Below are 26,342 nucleotides of genomic sequence, written 5' to 3' on the forward strand. Positions count from 1 at the left end.
ACCGAAACGAATGCGAAACATCGCTGGATACACACTTATTTAATTGACATAATCCCTCACCTGCATAAGGGTACACTTAGCAAATTAGTGTATGTTCGTCATCGTCTAACATCAGTAAAAGAGCGTTTATGTCTGAGTCTTCACATGCTTTATCTCACCGTTTCAGAGGTTATTTCCCCGTGGTTATCGATGTCGAAACCGCAGGATTTAACGCAAACACAGACGCTTTATTAGAAATTGCAGCGGTAACAGTGAAAATGGATGAACAGGGTATTCTGCATCCTGATCTTACCTTTCACTATCATATTGACCCCTTTGAAGGTGCCAATTTAGAACCTGCTGCTCTCGAGTTTAACGGTATTGACCCAACTTGCGCATTGCGTGGCGCCATAGAAGAAAGCGCCGCCATGAAAGAATTATGTAAAGGCATACGCAAAGCGCAAAAAGACGCTAATTGCCAACGCTCAGTCATTGTGGCGCACAACGCCACCTTTGATCAGAGCTTTGTCAATGCCGCAATAGCAAGGTGTAATATAAAGCGCACGCCTTTTCACCCTTTTGTCTCCTTTGATACCACTAGCTTAGCTGGGTTGTCATTAGGCCAAACCGTGCTGGTGAAGGCTTGCCGTGCTGCGGGTATTCATTTCGATCAGAAAGAAGCGCATAGTGCATTATATGATGCTCAAAAAACGACGGAACTATTTTGCTACATGGTCAACCGCTACAAAGCATTAGGGGGCTGGCCCCTCACCGAAGCTTCCTGAATTTATCCTGATGAACAAGGCGCCTTTCGGCGCCTTTTTTATTGGTTGCTCGGTTTTTAGGAAAATGATGGTTTGGGGAAAATTCATGCAAAATCTTCGATGAGTGACTTGCTTTAACAATGAATAGCAATTATTATCATTTACAGACTTATTTGGAGTACGATGAATGTTTGTATGTATGTGCTACGGTGTGACCGATAAAACTATCCGCGCTGCTGTACAAGATCAAGGTGTGGGTAACATGCGTGAGTTGCGTGCGCAATTAGAATTAGGCTCACAGTGCGGCAAGTGTATACAAATGGCACAACAAATCATCGACCAGACCATTGTTGATGACTCGCTATTTAAAAACGTCGGCTAGTAATCAACGGTTGCCAATGCCGACTTACACGTCACCTGCCCTAGCATGGCATCATCACCACCCCAGAAAGCTTTCCTCTAAACATTCTGACCCACTTCCGCCTCGGTTATTTAATTAATTAAACGTATGTTCAAAGCCTAAATAATAAAACGCGCCGTTAATTCCGCCTGGAGATGTGGGCGGGTACAAGGCACCAACTTCACCTTTGAAGGGATTTTCTTCAGGGGTATTATCAAACAGGTTTTGCGCCCCCAAGGTGACTCTCATTGTTGGCGAATAGTACCAAGCCACTTGCGCATCAAATGTAAGGGTATCACTGCCGTAGATATCCATTCCCGCAGACGCATCTAAATGGTCTTCGTAGAAATCACTGAAATAATTCATTCGCCATATAAAATTAAGCCTGCCCTGACTTTGCTCTAGGGTAACGCTACCTCGGTGGGCTGGCAGGTTGTCTTCTAGCATACGAATACGCTGTGATGTGAGGTTAGGCCGCAACTGCATAACGCCGTCGACTAAGGTGGGGTATAGGGTCACTCGTTCAACTTGGGTATCTGTCCAGTTATAGGCAAGGATAAGTTTATTTTGCCAATCCCATAGGTTTTCTTCGTAATGTAAGACGAAGTCTATGCCTTGTGTGCGCGTACCAAAATCGTTCGTGAAGTATTTGGCCGCATTGTAATTAACTGCATCTTCTCTGCCTAACGCCGTTAAGGCGTCAATATCTTCTTGGGTAAGCGGAATCGCTGAGGTTGTGCTGATACGGTCGCTTAAACGTATTGTAAAATAATCCAGCGTGGCGAAGATATTTGCATTTAGCTGCATAACAGCGCCAAAGCTATAGTTCACCGACTCTTCAGGTTGCAGTGCACTAGCACCTAATTGTTGAGATATAAGGTCGGTGGGCGGCAACGTTGCCTGGTCTTCTAAGCCATTTGCAGCATAGGCGGTGGTCACGTTTATTACATTGCTTTGGCCTACCGTGGGCGCTTTAAAGCCTGTATTGATAGAGCCTCGAACGGCGGTGTAATCATTAAATTGATAGCGAGTACTCAACTTACCATCAAATGTGGATCCAAAGTCAGTAAAGTGCTCTACCCGTAACGCTAGTGCCAACTGCCAGGGATCGGTCACGAACAATTCCACATCCGAATATAATGCCCAGTTACTTCTACTCCAATGTCCTGCGGATTGAGGCTGATAACCTGGAAATCCATTCGAGCCGATTGAAAAGCCTTGGGATAACCCCGTATTTGGATCGTAGGCCAAAGGGCCGGCCTCAAACGACGCTTCATCACCGGCATGCTGAAAGTAGGTTTCTCTGCGCCACTCAGCCCCTAACGCTAAACTAACAGGCTCCGCCAACGGCGTGTCTATCAACTTAGTTAAGTCGAAATTAAACGTTCGCTCTATTTGACTCACAGAACCTGGCGAAAACGTCAGAGGCGTATCAGGCCCAAGCGAAGGGTTCACTGTGCCCGACAGCGTATAAGCAATATCCGAGTAGCCTAAGCTCCCGCTCACGTCTAGCGCCCAGCCATTGTTAAGGTCAATGCGCAAGCCGGAGGTCAGTGACGCATCGGTGATCGTGCCCCCAAATTGTGGCGTGAACCCGCCGGGAAACCACTCGTTAAAGGCAAAGCAATTTGCGCCAACCTCGGTACTATTATCGGCAATTTGCTGATAAAGCGGATTGTCCAACACATTTGCGCTATCCAACACGATGGTGGGGCACGCTATTCCCTGCCCTACGCCATCTAAGTCGCCCACCAACAGCGTTCGCACGCCTGAAACATCGTCGGTTTGGCTGAATACGCCCTCTCGAGTTTGTGGGTTGCGATAATAAAAACCACCCGCTATATCACGATGGGCGTAAGTAGAAAATGTATAACCTTCAACGTGATCTGAAAAACGCCAACCGGTATTTATCGACATTTTCACGTCTTCATTCACATCAAGCGCACCCCACACCTGGGCAGGGTTAGCTATTGCAGTATTTCCCATATCAATGAGTTCGGCTGCGTCGTCGCGCTGCACTGAACGGGAGGTCCCTTCTTGCTGGCGATATTCAACCGTGGCATTAAGAAACCCGTGATTTCCTAAAGCAAACCCTTGATTAGCTTGCAGCTGGAATAGCGCTCCATCTCCCTCAGAATATACCCCTGTTTTTAAGGCTACACTGCCACCTGAAGGGCTATCTTTAAGCGCAAAATTGATGACCCCTGCGATGGCGTCTGACCCGTACTGCGCCGAGGCGCCGTCTCTCAAAACTTCAACTTGTTTAAGCGCATAAGCTGGAATGACAGAAATATCTGGCCCTTGAGCTCCGTCAGACAATCCGCCACCAAGAAAGGTGATAACCGCCGATCTGTGCCTACGCTTACCATTTACCAGTAGTAGCGTGTGATCAGATGCCATACCGCGTAAATTCGCTGGCCTCACGAGGCTTGTTGCATCATTAATGGGTTGGTCGTTAACGCTTAGGGAAGGCACCATACTACTTAGCATAGAGAGTACATCGGAGTTACCCTGTGCAGCCAAGGCATCAGATCCAATAATATCCAATGGCACCGGTGAATCTACCACGCTTCTTGGCGTGCTTCGTGTGCCCACAACGGCAATCCGCTCTAGCTGATGTTCTCCATCGTCTTGCTTGTTCTTGGCCACTTCTCTGCCGTCCTGCGCCTTCACTTCCAACGCCGCTCTGGAACGTATACTTATTTCACCGGCTGCGCTGGTAACTACCGCAAGCGGCGTGCCTTCTAGTAGCAACACTAAGGCTTCATTAAGGGTAAAAGAGCCTGACAACGCATTGGCCTTGACTCGTTTGGCAATGTCGAAAGGAAATAACAAAGTGGTATTCGCTTGCTTAGCAAGTTCTGTTAACGCCGCATCGGCATCCTGTGCAGGAATAGAAAAGGTAATTGGGCCATCGGGTGTTGTGTTTTGCTGCGCTGAGCTAGATGTAATGCTCAAGCGGGCGCCCTTTAAAATCAATAAAGGTTGGGCAGACGCTGACGTGAAACCCAATCCCACGAGTAAAATTCCTGTGACTAGGCGATATATCTTTGTCTGTCTCATCATCGAGCCCAGGGTTGGTAGAAAGTCATTTAAGCGCAAGTGGCGATGGCCCTTTCTCGACACCGGTGCAACTTAACTTGAAGCCACAGAAAGCTGTATGCTGGTTTCGGTTATTTTTTCGTATTCTATATTAAAGCTGTTTTTAAGCGCCCCTAATAGGCCTTCTATGTCACCGACTTTAAAGTAGCCTGCAACACGCCGACGCTTTAGTCCCTCGTCGCTAATAGAAAAGCGTACAGGTGTGTAACGGCCTATTTCTTCTAACACAGACTCAAGAGGTTCACCTTTAAACACTATCATGCCTTTTTGCCATGCTAAATCGTCATCAATGTCATTTTTTGAAAGGTTCTCTTTCTCTTCAACTTTCCCCTTCACCACCGCTTTTTCACCGGCGTATAGCAATAACCCTTCTTCTGAATTGGGTTTATTACTAAACAAGGAACCTTGGCGGTTAAACGTATTGAACCTGTCTGCCACCAACACTTTACCGTCGGTAACAACCAATTCAAAAGCCTGATCATCTACGTACTGCATGTTAAATGCTGTGCCCACGGCGGTAACGGTATTGTTGCCCGCTGTTACCGTAAAAGGGCGTGACGTATCATGGGCAACATCAAAGTGAGCTTCGCCTCTTAGCAACACGATATTACGCGCGTTTTCCGTGAAATCTACGGTAACGATAGAGTCGGTATTCAGATGCAGCTTAGACCCATCTGCAAGCGTAATATTTTTTTGCTCGCCAACACCGGTTTCTACTTTTTCCGTGATGCTTGCAAGTACGGGCGTGTTATTAAGCCATGTTTGTTCAAGTAGCACCCCTACCGCCACGGCCATAACTAAAAAGGCGGCGGCAATACTCCACTTAGCTCGGGTACGAAGTCGTCGTGTTTGCTTTGCTTCTTTGGCAGCACTGGTAGGCTGTCTAGGGAACAAACCACTTAATTCGTTTAACACTGACATGTCATCCCACAAACTGGCCGCTTCAAGTAATGCTTTTCTATGGGCTTTACTTTCTTTCAACCAAGCTTCGAGGGCGTCTTTTTCATTACCTGTTAACTCGCGATCAAGACGACTAATCCAAAGACAAGCCTGCTCTTGAATATCTTCTTTACTGGAGAATTGACGAATATTGTTCATGTTAACTACGGCTGATGTCCTGATTGTCTTTTTTAGATAACGGGGCGGGCACGTTATCTTTTGCTAGTTCGGCTAAATAGCGGGAACATAACATTAAACCTTTGGCGACATGCTTTTCTACCGTACTTTCACTGAGTCCCACCAACTCAGCGATATCTTTCTGTCGCATGCCATAAACTTTTTTCAGTAAAAAGACCCGTTTCACATCCGCAGATAGCGTATCTGTGGCTCGGCAAAAGTGAATAAAACGCTCTTTACTTTCTACATTTTTTTCTAGGCTGTACCCCACCAGTTCGTGAGGCAAAAAATCCATATCATCTACAGTTTGTTTATTTTTATTTTCTGCTTTTGCAATATGGTTCAACGCTAAATTACGCGCCGTCTTTAGCATATACGTACGCTCGTAGCGTATCTCTTGTTTTAACTCGGCTTCGTAACTTTTTATAAAGGCTTCTTGAACGATGTCTTCGATATCATCAGCGCCAACAATAGCACTCACTGCACGCATAAGCTTAGAGCGATATTTAAGAAAGGTTTCGGCGACTGTCGACTTCGTGGTCATATTTTTAGGATGGTGTTTCAATTTGCTGAACGTAAGACACTTATCATGCCAATTAATGGTACTTTTTGCATTAAATTTAAAAGCCCTGTAAGAAAAAAACAAAAGGGAGCAACGCTCCCTTTTGTCCGGTTTCAGTTTTTAGAAGGTGTACATACCTCTCAGGTAATAGAAACCACCATTGATGCCGATGGGAGACGTAGTCGGATACAATGAACCTGCAATGCCTGCATATTGGGTATTTTCATCTGGGTATTCATCAAAGGCATTCTTCGCACCAACCGTCACGGTAAACTTTTCCGAAACATTGTATGCTACCTCTAAATCTACGGTAAATTCAGAACCTACCTTGTCGATAGGTAACGCTGAATCTAAGTGATCTTCAAAAATGCTACCGTAATAATTCAAACGTGCAAGCACACGCCAATCACCATTAGTGTGATTCGCTGTCGCGCTGTAACGCACTGCTGGCAGGTTATCTTCTAACATGCGGATACGTTCTTCTGAAATATTCGGTGATGCTTCATCCACTGTGGTCGATGTCCAGTTGTACGCAAGGGAGAACTTAGTATCGCCACCCAGCATTTCCATGCTGTAGTTAGCCACCACATCCACACCTTCAGTGGTTGTATCAAAGTCATTGGTAAAGAAGCTGATTTCAGAGAAACTAGACGCATCGTCGATACCTTGCTCTAGCAAGATAGCAATATCTTCATCGGTTAACTCAATACCCGATGCTGTACTGATACGATCGGTAACTTCAATATTGTAGTAATCTGCAGTAATAAATAGGCCACTATCGAAATTAGCCACAATACCAAATGTGATGCTTTCAGATTCTTCTGGTGTTAGCGCTTCCCCACCTTTTAGCACCGAGACAGGGTCGGTAGGCGGCAATGTTGCACGGTCAATAAGTTCGCCGTTAGTACCAAATGCGGTGGTCACGTTACGAACATTACTTTGCCCCAGCGTGGGTGCTTTAAATCCAGTTGAATAAGCACCACGAAATGCAATGTCTTCCAGCGCCTGCCATCGAAACGCAATTTTACCTTTGGTGGTATCACCAAAATCAGAATAGTCTTCATAGCGCAATGCTGCTGCTAACATAAAGTTCTCAGTCACGTAGGCTTCAGCGTCTACGTAAAATGCAATGTTGTGACGAGACACTTCACCTTGACTGTTAGCCGCTAAACCAGGGAAACCATTTGACCCTATGCCAAACCCTTGTGTGGCTAGTGGCCCAATTTCATAAGACGCAGTGTCACCCGCAATACTTTCATAGCTTTCATGGCGATATTGGAAACCGGAGGCAACAAATAAAGGTTCGTACAAGCCCATCTCGAAGGGCTTAGTAAAGTCGATATCCAACGTTTGTTCAGACTGAATATAACGGCCCGGACTAAATTCAAAAGGGGTATCTGGCCCTAACGACGGGTTAATCGTATTGCTTATGAGGAAATCAACTTCGTTTTCCCCAAGGTTTAGGCTTACATCGTAGGTAATGTCGTTTTCTAGCTCACCTTTGGTACCAAAGACCAACGACATGTCGGTTACCACACCACCGAACCTTGGAGTAAAGCCACCGGGTAGAATTTCGTTGAACGCAAAACAGTCAGGGTTATTCTGCACTTGATCGATGTAGGTTTGGTTATCAAGGACATTGTCACCAACACGAATATCGGTGGGGCAATTACCCGACATATCGCCCGTTAAATCGCCCACTAAAAGTAATTGATAACCTTCGTCTTCACCAATAACGCCATCACCATCAATATCGGCCGCTTCAATGCCACCATCGTAAACACCACCACGGTTGTGGGGGTTACGGAAATAGAAACCACCTTCCACTTCACGTTCAGCATAGTTACCAAACATATAGGCTTCGCTGGTGTCGGATAACGTTAAACCTAGGTTAGCAAATAACTTAACGTCGTATTTAATTTCAGGAGACCCCCACACTTGCGCTGGGTCAGCGACAAAGCTATTCCCACCGGCAATAAGCTCTGCGGCGTCGTCACGCTGTACGCTTCGAGAGGTGTCGTCGGCAGTGCGATATTCAGCCGACAGGTTAATAAACCCGTTTTCAGATAAAGGCATGCCTACATTACCCGCAAGCTGAATCATGTCACCATCGCCTTCGTAGTAAGAGCCATAACGCGCTTCAAACGAGCCCCCTTCTGAGGCATCGTTAAGAACAAAGTTAATGACCCCTGCAATAGCATCTGAACCGTATTGTGCTGCTGCTCCATCACGCAATACTTCAACTTGCTTTAGCGCTGCCGCTGGAATAACAGAAATATCAGGACCTTGTGCCCCATCAGATAAACCGCCGCCTAAAAAGGTAATCACGGCAGAACGGTGGCGACGCTTACCATTCACTAAAACGAGGGTGTGGTCCGATGCCATACCACGCAGGTTGGCAGGGCGTACTAAGGTTGAAGCGTCATTAATTGGTTGGTCGTTCACGTTGAATGACGGCACCACAGTTTGCATCATAGACACCATATCGGTAGCGCCCTGCTGCTTAAACTCTTCATCAGAAATAATATCAATAGGTACCGCAGAATCAGCAACGGAACGCGGTGCTGCACGAGAGCCTACGATGGCTATTTGCTCATAATCTTCTGCTTTGGCTTCCGTTTCCGCTTCTTGAGCATAAACAGGCGCAGTGGCCATAACAGAAAATGCAGCTGAAGCAGCAAGCACGGATCGGACGTTTTTTGTCAATAAAGACAAGCGTGTGTTCATAATGGTTTCCCGGATTTGCCCTGTAAGCCATTTTTATTGTTATGTGCAAATTCATTGCGAAAAATGTGCCCAGGGAGATGTTATTTTTTATACCTTCAACACTGACAACAAGACGTCAGCACTGCATTTTTATAGAGCGTAAGCCACTAAAAAACAAACAATTTTAGTGAAAAAAATTATTTATTTTATTGGCGTAGAGGATTTTATTTTCTGAGCTGTCTATAGGTATTTGAGGGAGATAAAAGTGAAGGTAAATGAGGGCTTTTTAATTGAAAAAACCGGCATAAAGCCGGTTTTTTAATACTATTTTTTAAACTAGTCTTCTTGCTTATTTTTTTCAGCAACTTCTTTAATAAGTGGCTGTAATTCGTTCTGCTGGAACATTTCAATAATGATGTCACAGCCACCCACAAGTTCACCGTCTACCCATAATTGAGGAAAAGTAGGCCAGTTCGCGTACTTTGGCAATTCAGCACGAATATCTGGGTTTTGCAGAATATCTACATAAGCAAAAGGTTCGCCACACGACATAAGCGCTTGAGACGCTTGCGCAGAAAAACCACAGCTAGGAAGCTTAGGTGAACCTTTCATATATAGAAGAATAGCGTTTTCTTCAATCTGTTGTTTAATTCGTTCAACAGTGGATTGCGTTTCAGTATTATCCATTGGATCCTCTCAGCGGAAAGTTGATTCACATAGATGTGGGAACCAACGTGTTGGAAATCAAGAGCAGATTACCACAAAATGGGGCGACTATTCATGGTCAGAAACGTGAAATTCCCCTACGCTATGATGAAAACGTGACTATGCGTGGCTGAAAAAAGGTGATCTGTTATTCGCGCCCCCCTCTACCTATACTGGGTCGATAAATGCGAAGAACAGGGTTGTATTCATTATTGCACCTAATTTTCATAAATTTGTCATTGAGTTATCAAAATTTACCCCTACATCTATGTCACGCTTTTGATATCATTAAGCGGACAATTAGTTGTAATATACGAAGGAATTAAGCTCGCCGAACAGGCATAGCGAGCTTCACGACGCAAAACACGAAACCAAAAACGGAGACCGATATGGCTTTTGAACTACCAGCATTACCATACGAAAAAAATGCACTTGAACCGCATATCTCTTCTGAGACGCTGGACTACCACTATGGCAAGCATCACGCAACCTATGTAACTAAGCTAAATGGCTTAGTTGAAGGTACAGACATGGAAAGCAAAAGCCTTGAAGAAATTATCAAGTCTTCTGAAGGTGGTGTATTTAACAATGCGGCGCAAGTATGGAACCACACGTTCTACTGGCACTGCCTAAGCCCAAATGGCGGCGGTGAGCCAACTGGCGACCTAGCTGAAGCTATTAACGCTAAATGGGGCTCGTTTGCAGACTTCCAAGCAGCGTTTAACGACAAAGCAGTTAATAACTTTGGCTCAAGCTGGACTTGGCTTGTTAAAACAGCAGACGGTAGCCTAGACATTGTTAATACTAGCAATGCAGAAACGCCTATCTCTGGCGAAGAATACACACCTGTATTGACGGTTGACCTTTGGGAACACGCTTACTACATCGATTACCGTAATGCGCGTCCTAAGTACCTAGAAAACTTCTGGGCATTAGTTAACTGGGAATTTGGTAACGAAAACTTCGCTAAGTAATCTCGAAGTTACGTTATTTAATATACCTTTAAAAGCCCGTTTACATTAACGGGCTTTTTCATGTCACCCGTCGAAAGTCTAGTGTAAATCCCTCCCATTTTTCCCAATACCGTCTAAGATGAAATTACGGGCAACCGTTTTTTAGGGGTATTTATGGGTATCTTCGAACATTATCAAAGTCGCTACGAAGAGCGAAAGCAGGAAGAGTTCAGCATCCAAGAGTTCCTAGATATTTGCAAGTCAGATGCTATGGCTTATGCAAATGCTGCGGAACGTTTACTCAAAGCCATTGGTGAACCTAACATGGTGGACACCTCCACCGATCCTGCACTGAGTCGCATCTTTTCTAATCGCGTTATTTCACGCTATCCAGCGTTCAATGAATTCTATGGAATGGAAGAAGCCATTGAACAAATTGTGTCGTATTTAAAACATGCCGCCCAAGGGTTAGAAGAGCGAAAGCAAATTTTGTATTTGCTTGGTCCTGTAGGCGGGGGTAAGTCATCACTCGCTGAAAAGCTCAAAGCATTAATGCAGCAAGTGCCTATTTATATATTGAAAGGCTCTCCGGTTAATGATCATCCTTTCTGCCTTTTCGACGCGCAAGAAGATGGTCACCTACTAGAGCAGGAATATGGCATCCCTTCCCGCTACCTAAAAACAATTATGTCGCCTTGGGCGCGCAAGCGCTTGCATGAATTTAATGGCGACATCACACAATTCAAAGTGGTTAGGGTTTACCCTTCCGTGTTGGATCAAGTTGGTATCGCTAAGACAGAGCCTGGAGATGAAAACAACCAAGATATTTCGGCGCTTGTCGGTAAGGTAGATATTCGTCGATTAGAACAGTTTGCTCAAAATGATCCTGATGCATACAGTTACTCGGGCTCGTTGTGTAAAGCCAACCAAGGGTTGATGGAATTTGTTGAGATGTTTAAGGCACCTATTAAAGTGCTCCATCCTTTATTAACAGCAACACAAGAAGGCAACTATAACCCGACAGAAGGCTTTTCGGCGCTTCCATTTGACGGGCTTATTCTCGCTCATTCAAACGAGTCAGAATGGCAGACATTCAGAAATAATAAAAACAACGAGGCATTTTTAGACCGTGTCTATATTGTCAAAGTGCCTTATTGCTTGCGAGTAAGCGAAGAAATCAAAATATACCAAAAATTGCTTGATAGCAGCGAGCTCAGTGGTGCGCCCTGTGCCCCCGATACACTCGCATGTTTGGCGCAATTTACCGTATTGTCTCGCCTAAAAGAGCCAGAAAACTCCAGCATTTTTTCTAAAATGCGGGTGTACGATGGCGAAAGCCTTAAAGACACCGACCCTAAAGCCAAATCGTATCAAGAGTACCGCGATTATGCTGGTGTCGATGAAGGTATGGAGGGGCTGTCCACCCGTTTCGCATTTAAGATTTTGTCGCGGGTATTCAACTTCGATCATCAAGAAGTGGCTGCCAACCCCGTTCATCTTTTTTATGTGCTTGAACGACAAATAGAAAGGGAACAATTCCCGCAAGAAATTAGCGAGCAGTATTTAGAACACCTTAAAGGGTTCCTGATACCTAAGTATGTTGAGTTTATTGGTAAAGAAATTCAAACCGCCTATTTAGAATCTTACTCTGAGTATGGACAAAACTTATTTGATCGCTATGTCACCTATGCTGATTTTTGGATACAAGACCAGGAATATCGCGATCCAGAAACGGGGCAACTGTTTGACAGAGGCTCATTAAATGCAGAATTGGAGAAAACTGAAAAGCCCGCGGGTATCAGCAATCCCAAGGATTTTAGAAATGAAATCGTTAACTTTGTACTGAGAGCAAGGGCCAATAACGGTGGTAAAAACCCAGCGTGGACAAGTTACGAAAAATTGAGAACCGTGATTGAGAAAAAAATGTTCTCTAACACCGAAGACCTACTACCGGTTATTTCCTTTAACACCAAAGGTTCTGCTGAAGAGCAGAAAAAGCATGATGATTTCGTTAATCGCATGACAGAAAAAGGCTACACCCAAAAGCAAGTCAGGCTTTTATGTGAATGGTATCTGCGGGTGCGTAAGGCATCGTAACCCTCGCTGAGGGGCGACGCAAATTTGGCTGTTCACTCATTGATTAGCAGGTGCTTATGGCGCATTTTATTGACAGAAGGCTCAATAGCAAAGGGAAGAGTACCGTAAACCGACAGCGCTTTTTAAAACGCTACAAACAGCAAATTAAGCGCGCGGTTTCCGATGCAGTTGGTAATCGTTCAGTTACCGATCTTGATACCGGGGAGAAAATCAGTATTCCCACCCGGGATATTTCTGAACCCATTTTTCATACAGGTAAAGGGGGTAAAAGAGAAACCGTTCACCCTGGAAATGACCAATTTGTAGCGGGCGATAAAATTAATCGCCCCCCGTCGGGTCGGGGTCAAGGAGCGGGAGAAGGTGATGCCAGTAACGATGGCGAAGGGCAAGACGAATTTGTTTTTTCAATTTCAAAAGACGAATATCTGGATTTACTCTTCGATGATTTAGCCCTGCCCAATTTGAAAAAGAGTCAATTCGACAAAATTGTTCAACACGAAACCTATCGCGCGGGCTACCAAACCGATGGCGTCCCTTCTAACCTAGACATTGTTCGTTCTTTAAAAGGCGCGGTAGCGCGTCGTATTGCCCTCACCGCCAGCGACAGACGTCAATTGCGTGAACTTGAAGTACAGCAAAATGCATTAGAAGAAGAACATCAAACCCATACGCCCCACTATGCTGAATTATGCCACCAAATTGCAAAGCTTAGTGCGAAGATTAAGAAGGTGCCCTTCATAGATACCTTCGATCTTAGGTTCAAAAATTACGATAAGCGACCCGTACCTACCAGCAAAGCTGTGATGTTTTGCTTAATGGATGTTTCAGGCTCGATGGATCAAGCCACAAAAGACATGGCAAAACGCTTTTACATATTACTTTATCTCTTTTTAACGCGAACCTATGAGAATGTTGAAGTGGTTTATATTCGGCATCACACACAAGCGAAAGAAGTGGATGAACAAGAGTTTTTCTACTCCCAAGAAACCGGCGGCACCATAGTATCTAGCGCACTTAAACTGATGAATGAGATTGTGCAAGAACGCTATCAGGATAGCGACTGGAATATTTATGCTGCACAAGCTTCTGATGGCGACAACTGGGCCGATGACTCTCCTTTCTGTAGCGAATTATTGAGCAAGGATATTTTGCCGAGCTTACGCTATTACGCTTACATAGAAATTACTGAACGCCAGCATCAGAGCTTATGGCGGGAGTATGAAAAGGTCGCCCAATCTTTCGATAATTTTGTGTGTAAGCACATTCAATCACAGAGCGATATTTACCCCGTATTTAGAGAGCTATTTAAGCGTACAGAGCAATCGAATACGCAAGGAGCTTAACATGGCTGTGTTCCCCACCTATAAAAGCAACCCGTCTGACCTTCCACTTAGCCAGAGCGCCCACAAATTAAGCGACGGACCAGACTGGTCGTTTCCCTTGCTTGAGCAATACGAAGCTGAAATCGACCGTATTGCAAAAGACTTCAAACTGGATACCTACCCCAATCAAATAGAGGTGATTACTGCCGAACAAATGATGGATGCCTACGCCAGTATTGGTATGCCGCTAAATTATACGCATTGGTCTTTTGGGAAAAAGTTTATACAAACCGAGCAACAGTACCGCCGCGGGCACATGGGATTAGCCTATGAGATTGTGATTAACTCAAACCCCTGTATTGCCTATTTAATGGAAGAGAATACCATTACTATGCAAGCACTGGTTATGGCACACGCCTGTTATGGCCACAATTCCTTCTTCAAAGGCAATTATTTATTTAAAACGTGGACCGATGCTGGTTCTATCATCGACTACCTTGTATTTGCTAAAAATTACATTGCTAAATGCGAGCAAAAAAATGGCATAGAAGAAGTTGAAAGTATTTTAGATTCTTGTCATGCACTGATGAATTACGGTGTTGATAGGTATAAACGGCCTCAGAAAATTTCCTTGCAAGAAGAGAGAAATCGCCAGCAAGAAAGGGAGAGTTACTTACAATCACAAGTGAATGAACTTTGGAGAACCTTGCCGGACTCTCCTCAACACAAGCAAAAAACGTCCCATCGCTTTCCAAAAGAGCCCCAAGAAAATCTGCTTTACTTCATTGAAAAGAATGCGCCTTTGCTAGAGCCATGGCAGCGGGAAATCGTACGCATCGTGCGAAAGGTTTCACAATACTTTTATCCGCAAAAGCAGACGCAAGTCATGAACGAGGGTTGGGCGTGCTTCTGGCATTACCACATACTCAATAAAATGTATGACGAACGCTTGGTGAGCGACCGCTTCATGATGGAGTTTTTACATAGCCACTCAAGTGTGGTCATGCAGCCTGAATACAACAGCCCATATTATTCAGGGATTAACCCCTATGCTCTGGGTTTCGCTATGTTTATGGACATTAAACGGGTGTGCCAAAATCCTACGGACGAAGACTATACTTACTTGCCCTCTATCGCAGGAAAAGACTGGCTAGAGACAGTGCACTTTGCGATGGAAAACTTTAAGGATGAAAGCTTTATTAGCCAATTTTTGTCCCCTAAGCTCATGCGAGATTTCAAACTATTTGCGGTAGAAGATGACAGTCAAAGTGATCATTTACGGGTGTCAGCCATTCATGATGGACGTGGCTACCAAATGCTTAGAGAGAAGCTTTCCGCACAATATAACCTAAGTAATTTGGAGCCAAACATTCAGGTTTACGGCGTTGATATTCGGGGTGACCGCTCACTAACTCTAAGATACATCGCACAAAACAACATTCCCTTAGCGGAGTCTAAGGATGAAGTGATGCGCCATTTACATCGTCTTTGGAAATTTGACGTTATTCTAGAGCAAGAAATGAGTGATGGCAGTGTCAAGCGACTTTCACATTGTCGCCGCCCAACCAATTAATTAGCGCTGCCCCATAACTCGCCTATTCCAAAGGTTTGGCGGGCTAGTATCCAAAGTAGCCAGAAAGTCGCAGGCTTCGGCTTGGGTATCGAAAAAGCACGTTCGATACCCCGTTGCTTTGTTAGGGATCATTTGCTCTAGCTGGTAACGTTTAATAGGGTTAGGCTGATGCACAAACAAGGTGGCTTTAATGTTGTGTCCATAACACCAGGCTCCTAAAGCAGAAAAGGCTTCAGCTGACTCTTTGCTAGACATTTCCCACTTATCGAGCAAAACAAGATGAAACCAAGGCATACCCTCAAAGCCGTAGACTTTATCTTTTATTGCTTTCACATAATGGGTGGTAATGGGTTTAGCCCATTGACCCGTAAATTCACTGAAAATGACGTTGTCTATTGTTTCAATGGTAAAAGATGAGCGTGCAAAATTTCGATGCAATCTATCCGTCATACAAGCCTATTCTTAAAAAACTCCACAATTTAAACTTTAGTCTACACTGTGCACTTTTGCCCAATTTATGTGTTTTTTTGTTCATCGAATGCTTTTTTAGCACATAGCAAGAGCGACAGTGCCCCTACCGCTGCAAATATCGCCGCGGTTGTGAATGTCTCAAATGCATTTGTGCCCTGCTGCCACTGTTGGCCAGCCATATAATTTCCCAATGCACCGCCAAAACCAAACGCCACACTGATATATACCGCCTGCCCACGGCTATGAAAAGAAGAAGGTAAGTACTGATGGATAAAATGCACCGACACCGCATGGGTTAACCCAAAACTGAGCGCATGCACTAACTGACTAATAAAAATAACCGTGGCTGATTCAGCCATAACCCCTAATGCAAACCAACGTATTGCTGTTAGGGCGATACTGGCAAAAAGAAGATTCCAAACACCGTATGTGCGTATTAAGCGACCTGCTATTAAAAATATTCCCACCTCAGCTAAAACACCCAGGGCGATAAAGAGGCCTGTTTGTTGGCCGCTGTAGCCTAAATCCCGCAAATACAGAGCAAAAAAACCATAATAGGCGCCAAAGGATATTTGTAGACATACCGAAGCAAAAATGAATACGGCGAAAGGACGCTGCCGCATATACTGCCATATGTGACCCGGTGCAGCTTCAGCTTTCGATGCAGCCCCCGGGGCGGAGATAAAAAGCGTGATCAGAAACAAACACGCTAAAACGCCGATACTCACCACCACTGGCGTGTCGGTGGAATACACGTCTAACGCCTTGCCCACCGCAATAGTTAAGCAGATAAAGCCGACACTGCCCCACAGACGAATTTGACCATAATTGGCCTTGCTCTTAGACACGGCTTGCATGGTGATCACTTCCAGCTGAGGTAACACTGCGGTCCAAAACATCATCATTAAACCAAAGGAAAGTGTTAACCCCCAAAACCCAGAAAAATAGAATACCGAGGAGAAAGTAAGCACCGTGAGAAAAGTGCCGAGCCTGAGCACACCTAACGCGTTACCGGTTTTATCAGCAACATTTGCCCATATTCCCGGGCCAAGAATTCGCGCTAATGTGATAACAGCAAACAGCTCACCAATTTCCGCAGAAGAAAACCCTCTACCGTCTAGAAAAATACCAAGATAGGGCACGAGCACGCCCAATTGACCAAAATACAGCCAGTAGGTGAGCGCTAGCACAATAAGATTACGGTTGTTTATGGACACTGCACAACTCCATATGCAAAAACGCCACAGGTGAAACACCTATGGCGCAAAAACAAAAAGACAACAACTTATGCTTGACCGGGAATAGCCCTAGTGGACGAACTTACCCCTGCATTTTGCGCTCTATGGCGAAGTAGATGATCCATCAATACAATTGCCAGCATGGCTTCTGCAATAGGTACTGCACGAATCCCTACGCATGGATCGTGGCGGCCTTTGGTGACAATATCGATTTCTTCATTGTCTTTATTAATGGTTTTCCCCGGCACTGAAATACTCGACGTGGGCTTTAGTGCCATGTGTACTTCAATATCTTGCCCTGTGGAAATACCGCCAAGTACGCCACCTGCATGATTAGAAGAGAACCCTTCAGGTGTCAAAGTATCGCGATGCTCACTGCCTTTTTGATTTATGACGTCAAAGCCATCACCAATTTCCACGCCCTTAACAGCGTTAATGCCCATCATGGCGTGGGCAATTTCAGCATCTAGTCTATCAAATACAGGTTCGCCTAGGCCTACCGGTACATTTTTCGCGACCACTGATACTTTCGCACCAATGCTATCGCCCGACTTTTTAAGGTCGCGCATGTATTCATCTAACGCCTCTAATTTGCTTTCATCAGGACAAAAGAATGGATTGGTATTTGTGACGCTATGGTCGACCTTGTCTACGGCAATAGGGCCCAATTCAGACAAATAACCCAGTACTTCAATACCATGAACTTCCTTGAGATATTTTTTCGCTATGCCCCCAGCGGCAACCCGAATTGCGGTTTCACGCGCCGATGAACGCCCACCACCACGGTAATCACGGCTACCGTATTTTTGGTCGTAAGTGTAATCTGCATGGCCGGGGCGAAAGCGGTCTTTAATATTGCCGTAGTCTTGACTGCGCTGGTCTTTATTTTTAATTAAAAGACCGATACTGGTACCCGTGGTTTTTCCTTCAAACACGCCAGATAATATTTGTACTTTGTCATCTTCTCTACGCGCCGTGGTATAGCGAGATGTCCCCGGTTTACGTCTGTCTAAATCGACCTGAAGATCCTCTTCAGTAATTTCAAGGCCCGGAGGGCAACCGTCAACCACACCGCCAATGGCAATGCCGTGGCTTTCACCAAATGTGGTTACAGTGAAAAGTTTTCCGAAGCTGTTACCTGACATAATTAACTATTAATCCTTACTACTAAAATACGTTACGAGTGTGTCTTTACCCACGGCAAAGATACCTGAACCACCGTTTTCAAATGCTAACCAGATAACCTCTAATCCAGGGAATCTATGGTTCATGTGCACTTCGCTATTGCCGACTTCTACGAATAGCCAGCCACCATCATTGAGGTAAGTGGGTGCTTCACGCAGCATGATATCCACCAATTCTAACCCATCTTCCCCAGCTGCCAGTGCGAGTTCCGGCTCGTGATGATATTCATCAGGCAAATCAGCCATGTCTTCTGCGTCAACGTACGGAGGGTTAGACACAATAAGGTCGTACTTTTGCCCCGTTAAACTCGCAAAAAGATCTGACTGAATAGGGTAAACACGATGGCTTAGCCCATGCTCTTGGATATTGATATCTGCCACTTCTAAAGCATCGGAGCTAATATCTACCGCATCAACCTGTGCATCTGGATATGCATGCGCTAAGGCGATAGCTATACACCCACCCCCTGTACACATATCTAGGATACTGGAGGGTGAAGCTTCCACAAAAGGCGCAAATTCGTTTTGAATGAGTTCGGCAAAAGGAGAACGAGGAATAAGTACCCGTTCATCAACATAGAAGGGCATTCCGCAGAACCACGCTTCGTTAGTGATGTAGGGAAGTGGCATGCGGGTTTGTACACGTTTTAGCACAAGTTCGGCTATTTTTTCCCGCTCACTTTTGGTTAAACGTGAAGCAAGTACGCTTTCTCCAACTTGTTCCAAAAGAGGATGAGGCAAATGCAGCGCTTGCATCACAAGGCTGGTGGCTTCATCCCACGCGTTATCTGTACCATGACCAAAATACAGGGCCGCATCATTAAAACGGCTGGTCGCCCATCGCGTCATATCTAGCAAGGTATGTAGATCTTCAATGGCTTCTTCTAGGTAAAACTTATCGGTCATGGTGTTTGGGTACATCAAAAATTTCAAAGCTGGTATCATACCCAAACTTACTGCCGATTCACATAATTAACTATGTACTCAAACGTACTAAATTATGCGTTTAGCAATGTTTTAGCCCTATTAGTTTGCGTAATTATTCTGAATGAAAACGTTTAAAAAAGAACTCAAGGCCTTTAAAAAGCAAATTTCTGATCCTAAATCGAACACAGAAACCCAAGGCCAAACTGAGGATGAGACATTTTCATTTGCCGATGCCATGCAAGGGGTTAAGCCCTTAACGCAAGATAAAGTAGAGCCAGATAAGCGGGTTGAACTGTTTGAAAAGTCACAGCAGGTATCTGGTCGAAATATAAAGCACAGCAAGCAATTGGCCGCGAGTTTCCACTTTTCTGATATGTACCAAGCTGCTTTGCCTCAAGAGGGGCCCATGCGCTTTTGCCAAGAAGGTGAATCCACCCACATTTTAAAGCAATTGCGACGGGGCGATTACTCCCCCGAAATGACGCTGGATTTACATGGGTTAACCCGAGAGATGGCAAAAGCGGAATTAGCCGCACTCATTCATACCGCGAGAAAAGAATCAGTAGATTGTGTTTGTGTGATGCATGGATTTGGTCAGGGCGTATTGAAAGCCGCTCTACCCCATTATCTTGTTCAGCACCCACATGTTCGTGCTTTTCACCAAGCACCGCAAGAATACGGCGGCCAAGCTGCGCTTTTGGTACTTATCAATATGCCGCGCCAAAACCATCAACGTTAGCCTTTGCACCTAGCCAGTAAAGCGGGTGATAGTGTTTACTTACTTTGGTCGGCGCTGTTGTGCATGAAAAGATAGGTGTAATACACCATCATACCTACAATAATGCCTATACCTAATAGCGATCCCCAAACCACAGGGTCTTTAATCATTGCCCACATCATAATTGGTCTCCTCTTCAACTAACGTCATAGTAGAAGAAGGCGGAGCCGACATTTATGATCTAGATCAAGGGGATTATCTCGAAGGCCGGTTTCATTTTGCGTTGTTGATCTGCATCAATTTTTGAGGGACGCGATACCTGTGACCACGCTTTATTAGCGAAAGACTACTTAAAAGAAAATGCATTGGGTCTCCTACCCTACCTGTTGTGCCGATTTTTCCATGAAAAAACGGGCGAGAGGAGACCGTGAAAATAATTCGCAAAAAGTTATTGCAAATCATTATCATTTTCATTAAAGTAGATCCTGCCTGTTCGACGTTGGGTAAAAAACGGTCTTGGCTTAGCGTCGTAGGGGGAAGACGCCTGTCTTCCCCCTTTTTTTTAAAATCTACTGTAACCTAGGTTTACCTGCCTGCATCGCCGTCGAAAATAACCCTTACGCATAGCCCTTTTTGCTGCCTGTTTTGGATAACAAGGTGGCCGCCATGGGCATCACATATTTCACGGCACAAGGCCAACCCCAATCCGCTGCCATTCGCTTTGGTAGAATAAAAAGGTACAAGGGCATTTGTCATCACCTGTTCGCTCATGCCCTTTCCAGCATCTAACACTTCTAATACCACGTGGGAATTCTGCTGTTTAATGACTAAGTGGATGTCCCTTGGTGAACCACCCGCTTCATGGGCATTTTTCAGCAAGTTAATAAGTAATTGCTCAATTTGCACGGCATCGGCGTGCAAATTCACCGGCGTTGGCATATCCAGGGTAAATTCATATTGCTGTTTTAACTGTGCTATCACACTTGTCCACTCAATGGGGGCAAATACAGGTGTGGGTAACTTAGCGAATTTTCCGTAGCCTTGGACGAATTGATTAAGATGTGCAATTCTTTCTTCGATGGTAAGAAACACCCGCTCTAAACGGGGGTCTTGGTTTTGATTGGCGACGATTTTTCCGCTATGTAGCAAACTGGATATTGGCCCTAACGAGTTATTGAGTTCATGGCTAATCACGCGGATCACTTTTTTCCAAACTGATACTTCTTGACGGTTTAGCTCGCGGGTCATTTGCTTGAGAATATAAAGGGTGTGCTGCTGGTTATTAAGTAAAAATGTGCCCTGCGCCAAATGCCAGGTTTCGACACCCTTTTCATCTTGCGGTAAGGTGAACAACCCTTCGCGGCTGTCTAGCATGACTTCACTTAAGGCACGGGGTTGCTTTGAAAGCAAACGGGGCAAAGAAAGCCCTTCAAGGCGCTGATTAACTGCAAAAAAGTCTCTGGCTTGATGGTTGCTAAACACCACGTCGTTTTTATCGTTCACTAATAGCAATACATCAGGTGAGCTTTGCAATACTTTATCGAGCATTAATTCCCGCTGATGCAACCATTGCTTTTCTTTGCGAAGTGATTGCGCGGATGCATTGTAAAGGGCGCAGAGATGAGCGAATTCGTCGGTGGTGGAACATGCCAATGTGGCGGCATATTCCCCGTCTTTGAAGTTGAGTAACCCTACCTCTAACGCTTGAATATTCTGGCTCATCGATTCAGTGGCCTTGTACACAACAATGGCACATAGCCCAAGCGCTCCCAGCACACAAAGTATCTTCACCCCTAGAGACAGCGGGGCCAGATAGAGCATAGGCGACAACCCTATAGCCGTCGCACTCAGTGACGCTGCTACCAGCTTGGTTCTAATAGATTTCACGATTTATAGCTTATTTTGTATTTATCGAGTCGCCGGTAAAGCGCCTGTCGCGACAGCCCTACATGTTTCGCCACTTGCGCAATTACCCCATTGTAGCGCACTAAGGCGGCTTGAATTTCCGCTTCGGTAGGCTCGCTTCCGGCTTTAACCAAAACGGTGTCTTCGCTATGGCTACTGGGTAAACCAAACGCGTCGGCATTTAACGGGCCATGCGGATGTAAGATATCCACTCTGCGGCATGCATTTTCTAGCTCTCTCACGTTACCGGGCCAAGGGTATTGAGTAATGGCCTGCTTTCCCGTTAAGCTAATTTCCCGGTTAGGCAAAAAGTGTTGAACCAGCGCCAACGCATCGTCACCCCGCTCGCTAAGTGGGGGCACATTAATTTCGATAACATTAAGGCGATAAAACAAATCCTCACGAAAATGCCCGTTTGCGATATCACTGGCTAAATCTGCGTTCGTGGCCGAGATAATACGAACGTTGGTATGCTGAGTTTTTACCGAGCCTAATTTTTCAAACTCGCCGGTTTGCAATACGCGCAACAGCTTGACCTGCCCCGATAAGGGTAAGGTACCAATTTCATCTAAAAATAGCGTGCCCCCGTTAGCGGCTTCAAAGCGCCCTATTCTGGACTTGTTCGCACTGGTAAATGCGCCGGCTTCAGCTCCGAACAATTCAGCTTCAATCAGTTCTTGAGGCAGCGCACCCGCATTGACCTTAACAAAAGCCGCATGACGCAACGGGGATTGAGACTGTATGAGTTCGGCGATTTTTTCTTTGCCGCTACCGTTTGGCCCTGTTATAAGCACGGGTACATCGGACTTGGCCACCTGCAACGCCATATCTACCACTCGCTGCATTGCTGCGCTTTCATACACCAATCCCACACTGCGAGCGGCCTGTTTAGCGCTATCGTAAAGGGTAGACTGCTGTTTCACTGATTGATGAGTGGCCGAGGCTTCACCGAGGGCGATTAAGTTGTTTACAGTGGTGATTAACTTCACATCATCCCACGGCTTTGGGATGTAGTCTGCAGCGCCGGCTTTCACCAACGCCACCGCATGCTCCAATTCGGTCCATGCGGTAATAAGGATAATCGGCAATAGAGGGTTTAGCTCTCTTAGCGCAAAAAACAGCGTTTTGCCTTCTTCGCCAGACGTGGTATCGGCGCTGAAATTCATGTCCTGAAGCACCAGGCTAATCGCTTGATAGTTTACGATTTGTAACGCCTCTTTCGGTGTACTAGCCGTAACAACCTGGTAGCCGTGGATTTCTAAAAGTAATGACAAGGCTTCCAACACCGCAGCGTTGTCATCAACAATTAAGATTTTTTTCATTCATCTGCGCTCTTAAATACTACGAGTGGCGATACTCGGTGAAATATTGGCGGCACGCATTGCCGGCACAATAACGGCGAGTAAGCTCATTACGCATATTCCCACAGCCGTACCGATAACAAATTGCATTTCTAGGGCATTAATGGAATAGGCGTTCATTAATACGCGCCCCAAAAAGAACGCCGCAAATGACCCTATTACCAAACCTACCGTGCATATCATGGCATTTTCTACTAAGAAATAGCGAATAATATCCGACTTTCTCGCCCCTAATGCCCGACGTGTACCAATTTGCTTCGTCCGTTTACTAATATTGAATTGCGTAAGGCCAAAAATACCCAGCGCCGTAACTAGTACTAAAATAACCACTAAAACCATCAACATACGCATCATCAGCACATCGGTGGCATCGTAACTGTTTTTGCTTTCCTCCAGTCCCCTAATATTGATTATCACCCTCTGGTCATACTGACTTAGCATTTTGTCTTCAATCACCTTCATCACACTGTCGCGCTCAGACGCCTCGGTTCTCACCATCACGCGGTGAAAATTTTGCACATTAATAAAAGGAATAATGCTGGTTCTGCTACTTCGATCGCCTCTCGGCCAGGGGCTTTTCATTGTCTCAACCACGCCAATAATTTCTAGCGGCCGGCTCGACACATAAATAGTTTTACCCAGTGCCGATTCACCTTCAAACATCTCCTGCGCATAGGCTTGAGATACAATAACGGTGTTGGGACCATGTCCGTCAAAATCGCTTCCAATAACCACCTCTTCCGGCCGAAAATTCCGCCCTTCCAGCAAGGTAACCCCAAAGGTGTCAAGTGTATGTTCATCGGCGTAATAGTAGGCCAGTGACAATGATTTCGATTCTTCTGGCGGTGGGCGTAGATGACTTGAGGTGGACGAACCGCCCCCGGTTAACGGCACCGCTTGAATAAACACGGCATCTATCACGCCTGGAATACGGCGAATCATGTCTTCATCTCGTTCTGCTTGTTGGTGCAAATCGATGTCTTTGCCAAATGTCATAAGACCAAAGCTAAATATCTCCTGCTGCACAAAGCCGGTATCTTCTTTTAAATACGACAGGTGATCGTTAATCATAAATGCGGCATTGCTGACCACAGCCGTTGTCAGCGCTATTTGTAAAAACAATAAAATAGCCCCCACTTTTGAGCGACGCAGTGCATTAAATATAGGTTTAATTTCTAGCATGATACGCTCCTATTGGCTTTTGAGGTAAATGGCAGGTTGGGTTCTACACACCAGCCATGCAGGGTACAAACCCGCTATGAAACTTGCCATTAAGGCAATGGTAGGCGCCGCTAACAGCATAGAGACATCCATGGTAGCTAGGGCTTCATAATATCTGTTGGTAGTACGAACGCCCCACAGACCAAGTTGCGCAATCACAATACCCAAAATGCCACCGGCTAAGCCAATAACAGACACTTCCACAATATGCTGCGCAAATATGTGCTTCTTACTGGCGCCAAGGGCGCGGCGTACGCCAACCTCAGGCGCTCGTTTTAGAAATTTAGCCAGTAATAAGCCCAATATATTCGCCACACAGACAAGCAAGAACATAAAGCTCAAGCCAACGAGAATACGATTGTCCTCTGAGACCACCTGATTATATTTTAACCATTCGGTGACGTTACGAAGGGCGTATTGCAAATTATCGCGATTAAACCGGCCTTTCGATTGCTGATCTTCCATATAGGCCATTATCAGCGCACTAAACGCTTCTTTTTCGGCGGCCGTATTAAGCTGTACCCAAAATTGCACCCAGACCAATTCAGATTGCAATAAGCTTTGGTAGCCATTTAAGGTTTCGTGTTTCCACCCATTGGTATTTCCCCACGTCCCTATTTCTTCTAAAGGCGCAATAGAAAGAGGCACATAAAGTTTTTCTGGACTATTAAACGCACCGTTATTTAAGTCGTAATACTTAATGTGGTGATCCCAGTCTTCAACCACACCGACAATACGATAGCTTTTATTGTCTAAATAGATGGATTTGCCCACTGAGTTCTGGCCATTGAATAAGCGGTTGTTAATGGATTCGGAAATAACCACGACATAGGGTTTGCTTTGTTGTTCTTCCTTCGACCAAGGCGCCCCAAAAATGAAGGGCCGCTCAAAAATTGAGAAAAACTCTTGATAAACAAGACGGGCAGGTTCCATGGTAGGCTTAACGTCAGGGGTATTTAGGTGCACCGAAAAACCACTACGAAAACTCGGGCTTCTAGGAAAGTCTGCGTCTGCGTTGTAGAGGTTTATGGCATCCTGATAAGTCAGTTGGTAAGGAATATTATCATCTGTATGCCATTCGCCGCCTTCATCCATAATGTTTAACTGAGGAAAATGAATGGCCTGACTTTTGTGAGGGATAGGATCCATCGACATCATGTGAAACACAGAAAGGCTTGTCATGGTTAAGCCAATACCTATTGCAATGGCAAACACCATTAATACGCTGATTACAGGCGTACTCTTGATACTTCTGATGCTTAAATCGATATAGTGAAGAAACATATCAGCCTCCCACTACGCTTTCGTGGGCGCTTTTTTCAGGGGCTGAGGCAGACGTTGCTGGCTTCCCTTGATAAAAGGTTAAATCGGCCAATTCCCCGTCTACCACTTGAATGTTGCGAGGGGCTCTACGGGCCAATTCAGGGTCGTGGGTGACCATAACGATAGTGGCGCCATTTTGGTTAATCTCTTCTAATAACTCCATAACTTGGCGCGCCATAAGGGTATCTAAATTACCCGTAGGCTCATCTGCCAGCAAAAAACGGGGTTTTCCGGCGAGCGCTCTGGCTATCGCCACCCGTTGTTGTTGCCCACCAGATAGCTGCTGAGGTAAGTGCCTGGCGCGGCTAGCTAGCCCCACCTGTTCTAAACATTCTAAAATTCGCACTTTACGTTCTTTTGCTGGTACTCCACGGTATCGCAAAGGCACTTCCACATTTTCGTAAATATTTAAATCAGGAATTAGGTTAAAACCCTGAAAAATATAGCCTATTTTTTGGTTGCGGATATCCGCGCGCTGATTATCAGACAAACCACCAATGTCTATACCGTCTAATGTATATTGCCCTGACGTAAAGGGTTCTAATAACCCTGCAATATTTAAAAAGGTGGTTTTCCCCGAACCCGATGGTCCCGTTACCGCAATAAATTCGCCTTCGTTCACCGTAAGAGAAAAGTCTCTTAATGCATGGGTTTGTACACTGTCTGTTTGGTATATCTTGCCTACGTTGTGCATGGTTAACATTGTGTGTTCCTT

General features: G+C 45.3%; 22 protein-coding genes. 7 read left to right on the forward strand and 15 right to left on the reverse strand.

Annotated elements, in window-relative coordinates; genetic code table 11:
* The first annotated feature begins 128 nt into the window (after positions 1 to 128).
* Both rnt and IUA53_RS13375 read left to right on the forward strand, forming a co-directional pair.
* Positions 129 to 764 (forward strand): ribonuclease T, encoded by a 636-nt coding sequence (rnt, locus tag IUA53_RS13370; protein WP_044056506.1) that lies wholly within the window; start codon positions 129 to 131, stop codon positions 762 to 764.
* Between the two features lie 166 nt (positions 765 to 930).
* Positions 931 to 1,125, forward strand: a complete 195-nt coding sequence (locus IUA53_RS13375) for a bacterioferritin-associated ferredoxin (protein ID WP_044056505.1) — start codon at positions 931 to 933, stop codon at positions 1,123 to 1,125.
* A gap of 114 nt (positions 1,126 to 1,239) precedes the next feature.
* On the opposite strand, the gene IUA53_RS13380 is transcribed toward IUA53_RS13375, so the two are convergent.
* From IUA53_RS13380 to IUA53_RS13400, 5 genes are all read right to left on the reverse strand, one after another.
* Positions 1,240 to 4,101: a TonB-dependent receptor gene (locus IUA53_RS13380; protein ID WP_231401156.1), complete on the reverse strand. Its 2,862-nt coding sequence runs from the start codon at positions 4,099 to 4,101 to the stop codon at positions 1,240 to 1,242.
* A gap of 177 nt (positions 4,102 to 4,278) precedes the next feature.
* Positions 4,279 to 5,343 carry a FecR family protein gene (locus IUA53_RS13385; protein WP_044056504.1) on the reverse strand — a complete coding sequence of 355 codons (1,065 nt, stop codon included), beginning with the start codon at positions 5,341 to 5,343 and terminating at the stop codon, positions 4,279 to 4,281.
* A 1-nt stretch (position 5,344) separates the two neighbouring features.
* Positions 5,345 to 5,905: an RNA polymerase sigma factor gene (locus IUA53_RS13390; RefSeq protein WP_081869562.1), complete on the reverse strand. Its 561-nt coding sequence runs from the start codon at positions 5,903 to 5,905 to the stop codon at positions 5,345 to 5,347.
* A gap of 138 nt (positions 5,906 to 6,043) precedes the next feature.
* Positions 6,044 to 8,650: a TonB-dependent receptor plug domain-containing protein gene (locus tag IUA53_RS13395; protein ID WP_196897261.1), complete on the reverse strand. Its 2,607-nt coding sequence runs from the start codon at positions 8,648 to 8,650 to the stop codon at positions 6,044 to 6,046.
* 315 nt (positions 8,651 to 8,965) lie between these two features.
* Positions 8,966 to 9,316: a Grx4 family monothiol glutaredoxin gene (locus IUA53_RS13400; RefSeq protein WP_044056502.1), complete on the reverse strand. Its 351-nt coding sequence runs from the start codon at positions 9,314 to 9,316 to the stop codon at positions 8,966 to 8,968.
* Between the two features lie 407 nt (positions 9,317 to 9,723).
* Here IUA53_RS13400 and sodB point away from each other — a divergent pair, with 407 nt between their 5' ends.
* The 4 genes from sodB to IUA53_RS13420 all read left to right on the forward strand — a co-directional run bounded on the left by sodB (position 9,724) and on the right by IUA53_RS13420 (position 15,279).
* Positions 9,724 to 10,308 carry a superoxide dismutase [Fe] gene (gene sodB / locus IUA53_RS13405; protein ID WP_044056501.1) on the forward strand — a complete coding sequence of 195 codons (585 nt, stop codon included), beginning with the start codon at positions 9,724 to 9,726 and terminating at the stop codon, positions 10,306 to 10,308.
* 153 nt (positions 10,309 to 10,461) lie between these two features.
* Positions 10,462 to 12,384: a PrkA family serine protein kinase gene (locus IUA53_RS13410; RefSeq protein WP_044056500.1), complete on the forward strand. Its 1,923-nt coding sequence runs from the start codon at positions 10,462 to 10,464 to the stop codon at positions 12,382 to 12,384.
* Positions 12,385 to 12,440: 56 nt separating this feature from the next.
* Entirely contained in the window at positions 12,441 to 13,727 is a 1,287-nt protein-coding gene (locus tag IUA53_RS13415; protein WP_196897262.1) for a YeaH/YhbH family protein, read from the forward strand.
* Position 13,728: 1 nt separating this feature from the next.
* Complete coding sequence (locus IUA53_RS13420) at positions 13,729 to 15,279, forward strand: SpoVR family protein (RefSeq protein ID WP_196897263.1); 1,551 nt, start codon at positions 13,729 to 13,731, stop codon at positions 15,277 to 15,279.
* Here IUA53_RS13420 and IUA53_RS13425 read toward each other — a convergent pair whose 3' ends face one another.
* The 4 genes from IUA53_RS13425 to prmB form a co-directional block, all read right to left on the reverse strand.
* Complete coding sequence (locus IUA53_RS13425) at positions 15,280 to 15,729, reverse strand: hypothetical protein (RefSeq protein WP_044056497.1); 450 nt, start codon at positions 15,727 to 15,729, stop codon at positions 15,280 to 15,282.
* 65 nt (positions 15,730 to 15,794) lie between these two features.
* Positions 15,795 to 16,967 carry an MFS transporter gene (locus IUA53_RS13430; RefSeq protein ID WP_231401157.1) on the reverse strand — a complete coding sequence of 391 codons (1,173 nt, stop codon included), beginning with the start codon at positions 16,965 to 16,967 and terminating at the stop codon, positions 15,795 to 15,797.
* A gap of 68 nt (positions 16,968 to 17,035) precedes the next feature.
* Positions 17,036 to 18,133: a chorismate synthase gene (gene aroC, locus IUA53_RS13435; RefSeq protein WP_196897264.1), complete on the reverse strand. Its 1,098-nt coding sequence runs from the start codon at positions 18,131 to 18,133 to the stop codon at positions 17,036 to 17,038.
* A 9-nt stretch (positions 18,134 to 18,142) separates the two neighbouring features.
* Entirely contained in the window at positions 18,143 to 19,078 is a 936-nt protein-coding gene (gene prmB, locus IUA53_RS13440; protein WP_044058775.1) for a 50S ribosomal protein L3 N(5)-glutamine methyltransferase, read from the reverse strand.
* A 142-nt stretch (positions 19,079 to 19,220) separates the two neighbouring features.
* Between prmB and smrB the strand changes: the two genes are divergently transcribed.
* On the forward strand, positions 19,221 to 19,838 hold the full coding sequence (smrB, locus tag IUA53_RS13445) for an endonuclease SmrB (RefSeq protein WP_052364302.1): 618 nt from the start codon (positions 19,221 to 19,223) through the stop codon (positions 19,836 to 19,838).
* 35 nt (positions 19,839 to 19,873) lie between these two features.
* Here the strand turns inward: smrB and IUA53_RS13450 are convergent, their stop codons facing one another.
* The 6 genes from IUA53_RS13450 to IUA53_RS13475 form a co-directional block, all read right to left on the reverse strand.
* The gene (locus IUA53_RS13450) at positions 19,874 to 19,999 is read right to left on the reverse strand and encodes a DUF3149 domain-containing protein (protein WP_081869453.1); all 126 of its coding nucleotides are present in this window, start codon (positions 19,997 to 19,999) and stop codon (positions 19,874 to 19,876) included.
* Positions 20,000 to 20,402: 403 nt separating this feature from the next.
* Entirely contained in the window at positions 20,403 to 21,704 is a 1,302-nt protein-coding gene (locus IUA53_RS13455) for a sensor histidine kinase (protein WP_231401158.1), read from the reverse strand.
* Positions 21,701 to 23,044 (reverse strand): sigma-54-dependent transcriptional regulator, encoded by a 1,344-nt coding sequence (locus IUA53_RS13460; RefSeq protein WP_044056494.1) that lies wholly within the window; start codon positions 23,042 to 23,044, stop codon positions 21,701 to 21,703. Before IUA53_RS13460 ends, IUA53_RS13455 begins: the two co-directional genes overlap by 4 nt.
* A gap of 12 nt (positions 23,045 to 23,056) precedes the next feature.
* Positions 23,057 to 24,265, reverse strand: coding sequence for an ABC transporter permease (locus tag IUA53_RS13465; protein ID WP_196897265.1), 1,209 nt, complete (start codon positions 24,263 to 24,265; stop codon positions 23,057 to 23,059).
* A 9-nt stretch (positions 24,266 to 24,274) separates the two neighbouring features.
* A complete protein-coding gene (locus tag IUA53_RS13470; RefSeq protein ID WP_196897266.1) occupies positions 24,275 to 25,588 on the reverse strand; it encodes an ABC transporter permease in 1,314 nt (437 codons plus the stop codon).
* A 1-nt stretch (position 25,589) separates the two neighbouring features.
* Positions 25,590 to 26,330 (reverse strand): ABC transporter ATP-binding protein, encoded by a 741-nt coding sequence (locus tag IUA53_RS13475; protein ID WP_044056491.1) that lies wholly within the window; start codon positions 26,328 to 26,330, stop codon positions 25,590 to 25,592.
* Between the last annotated feature and the right edge of the window lie 12 nt (positions 26,331 to 26,342).

Origin of the sequence: Alteromonas sp. B31-7 (assembly GCF_015767655.1) — a bacterium.
Lineage (GTDB): Bacteria > Pseudomonadota > Gammaproteobacteria > Enterobacterales > Alteromonadaceae > Alteromonas > Alteromonas australica.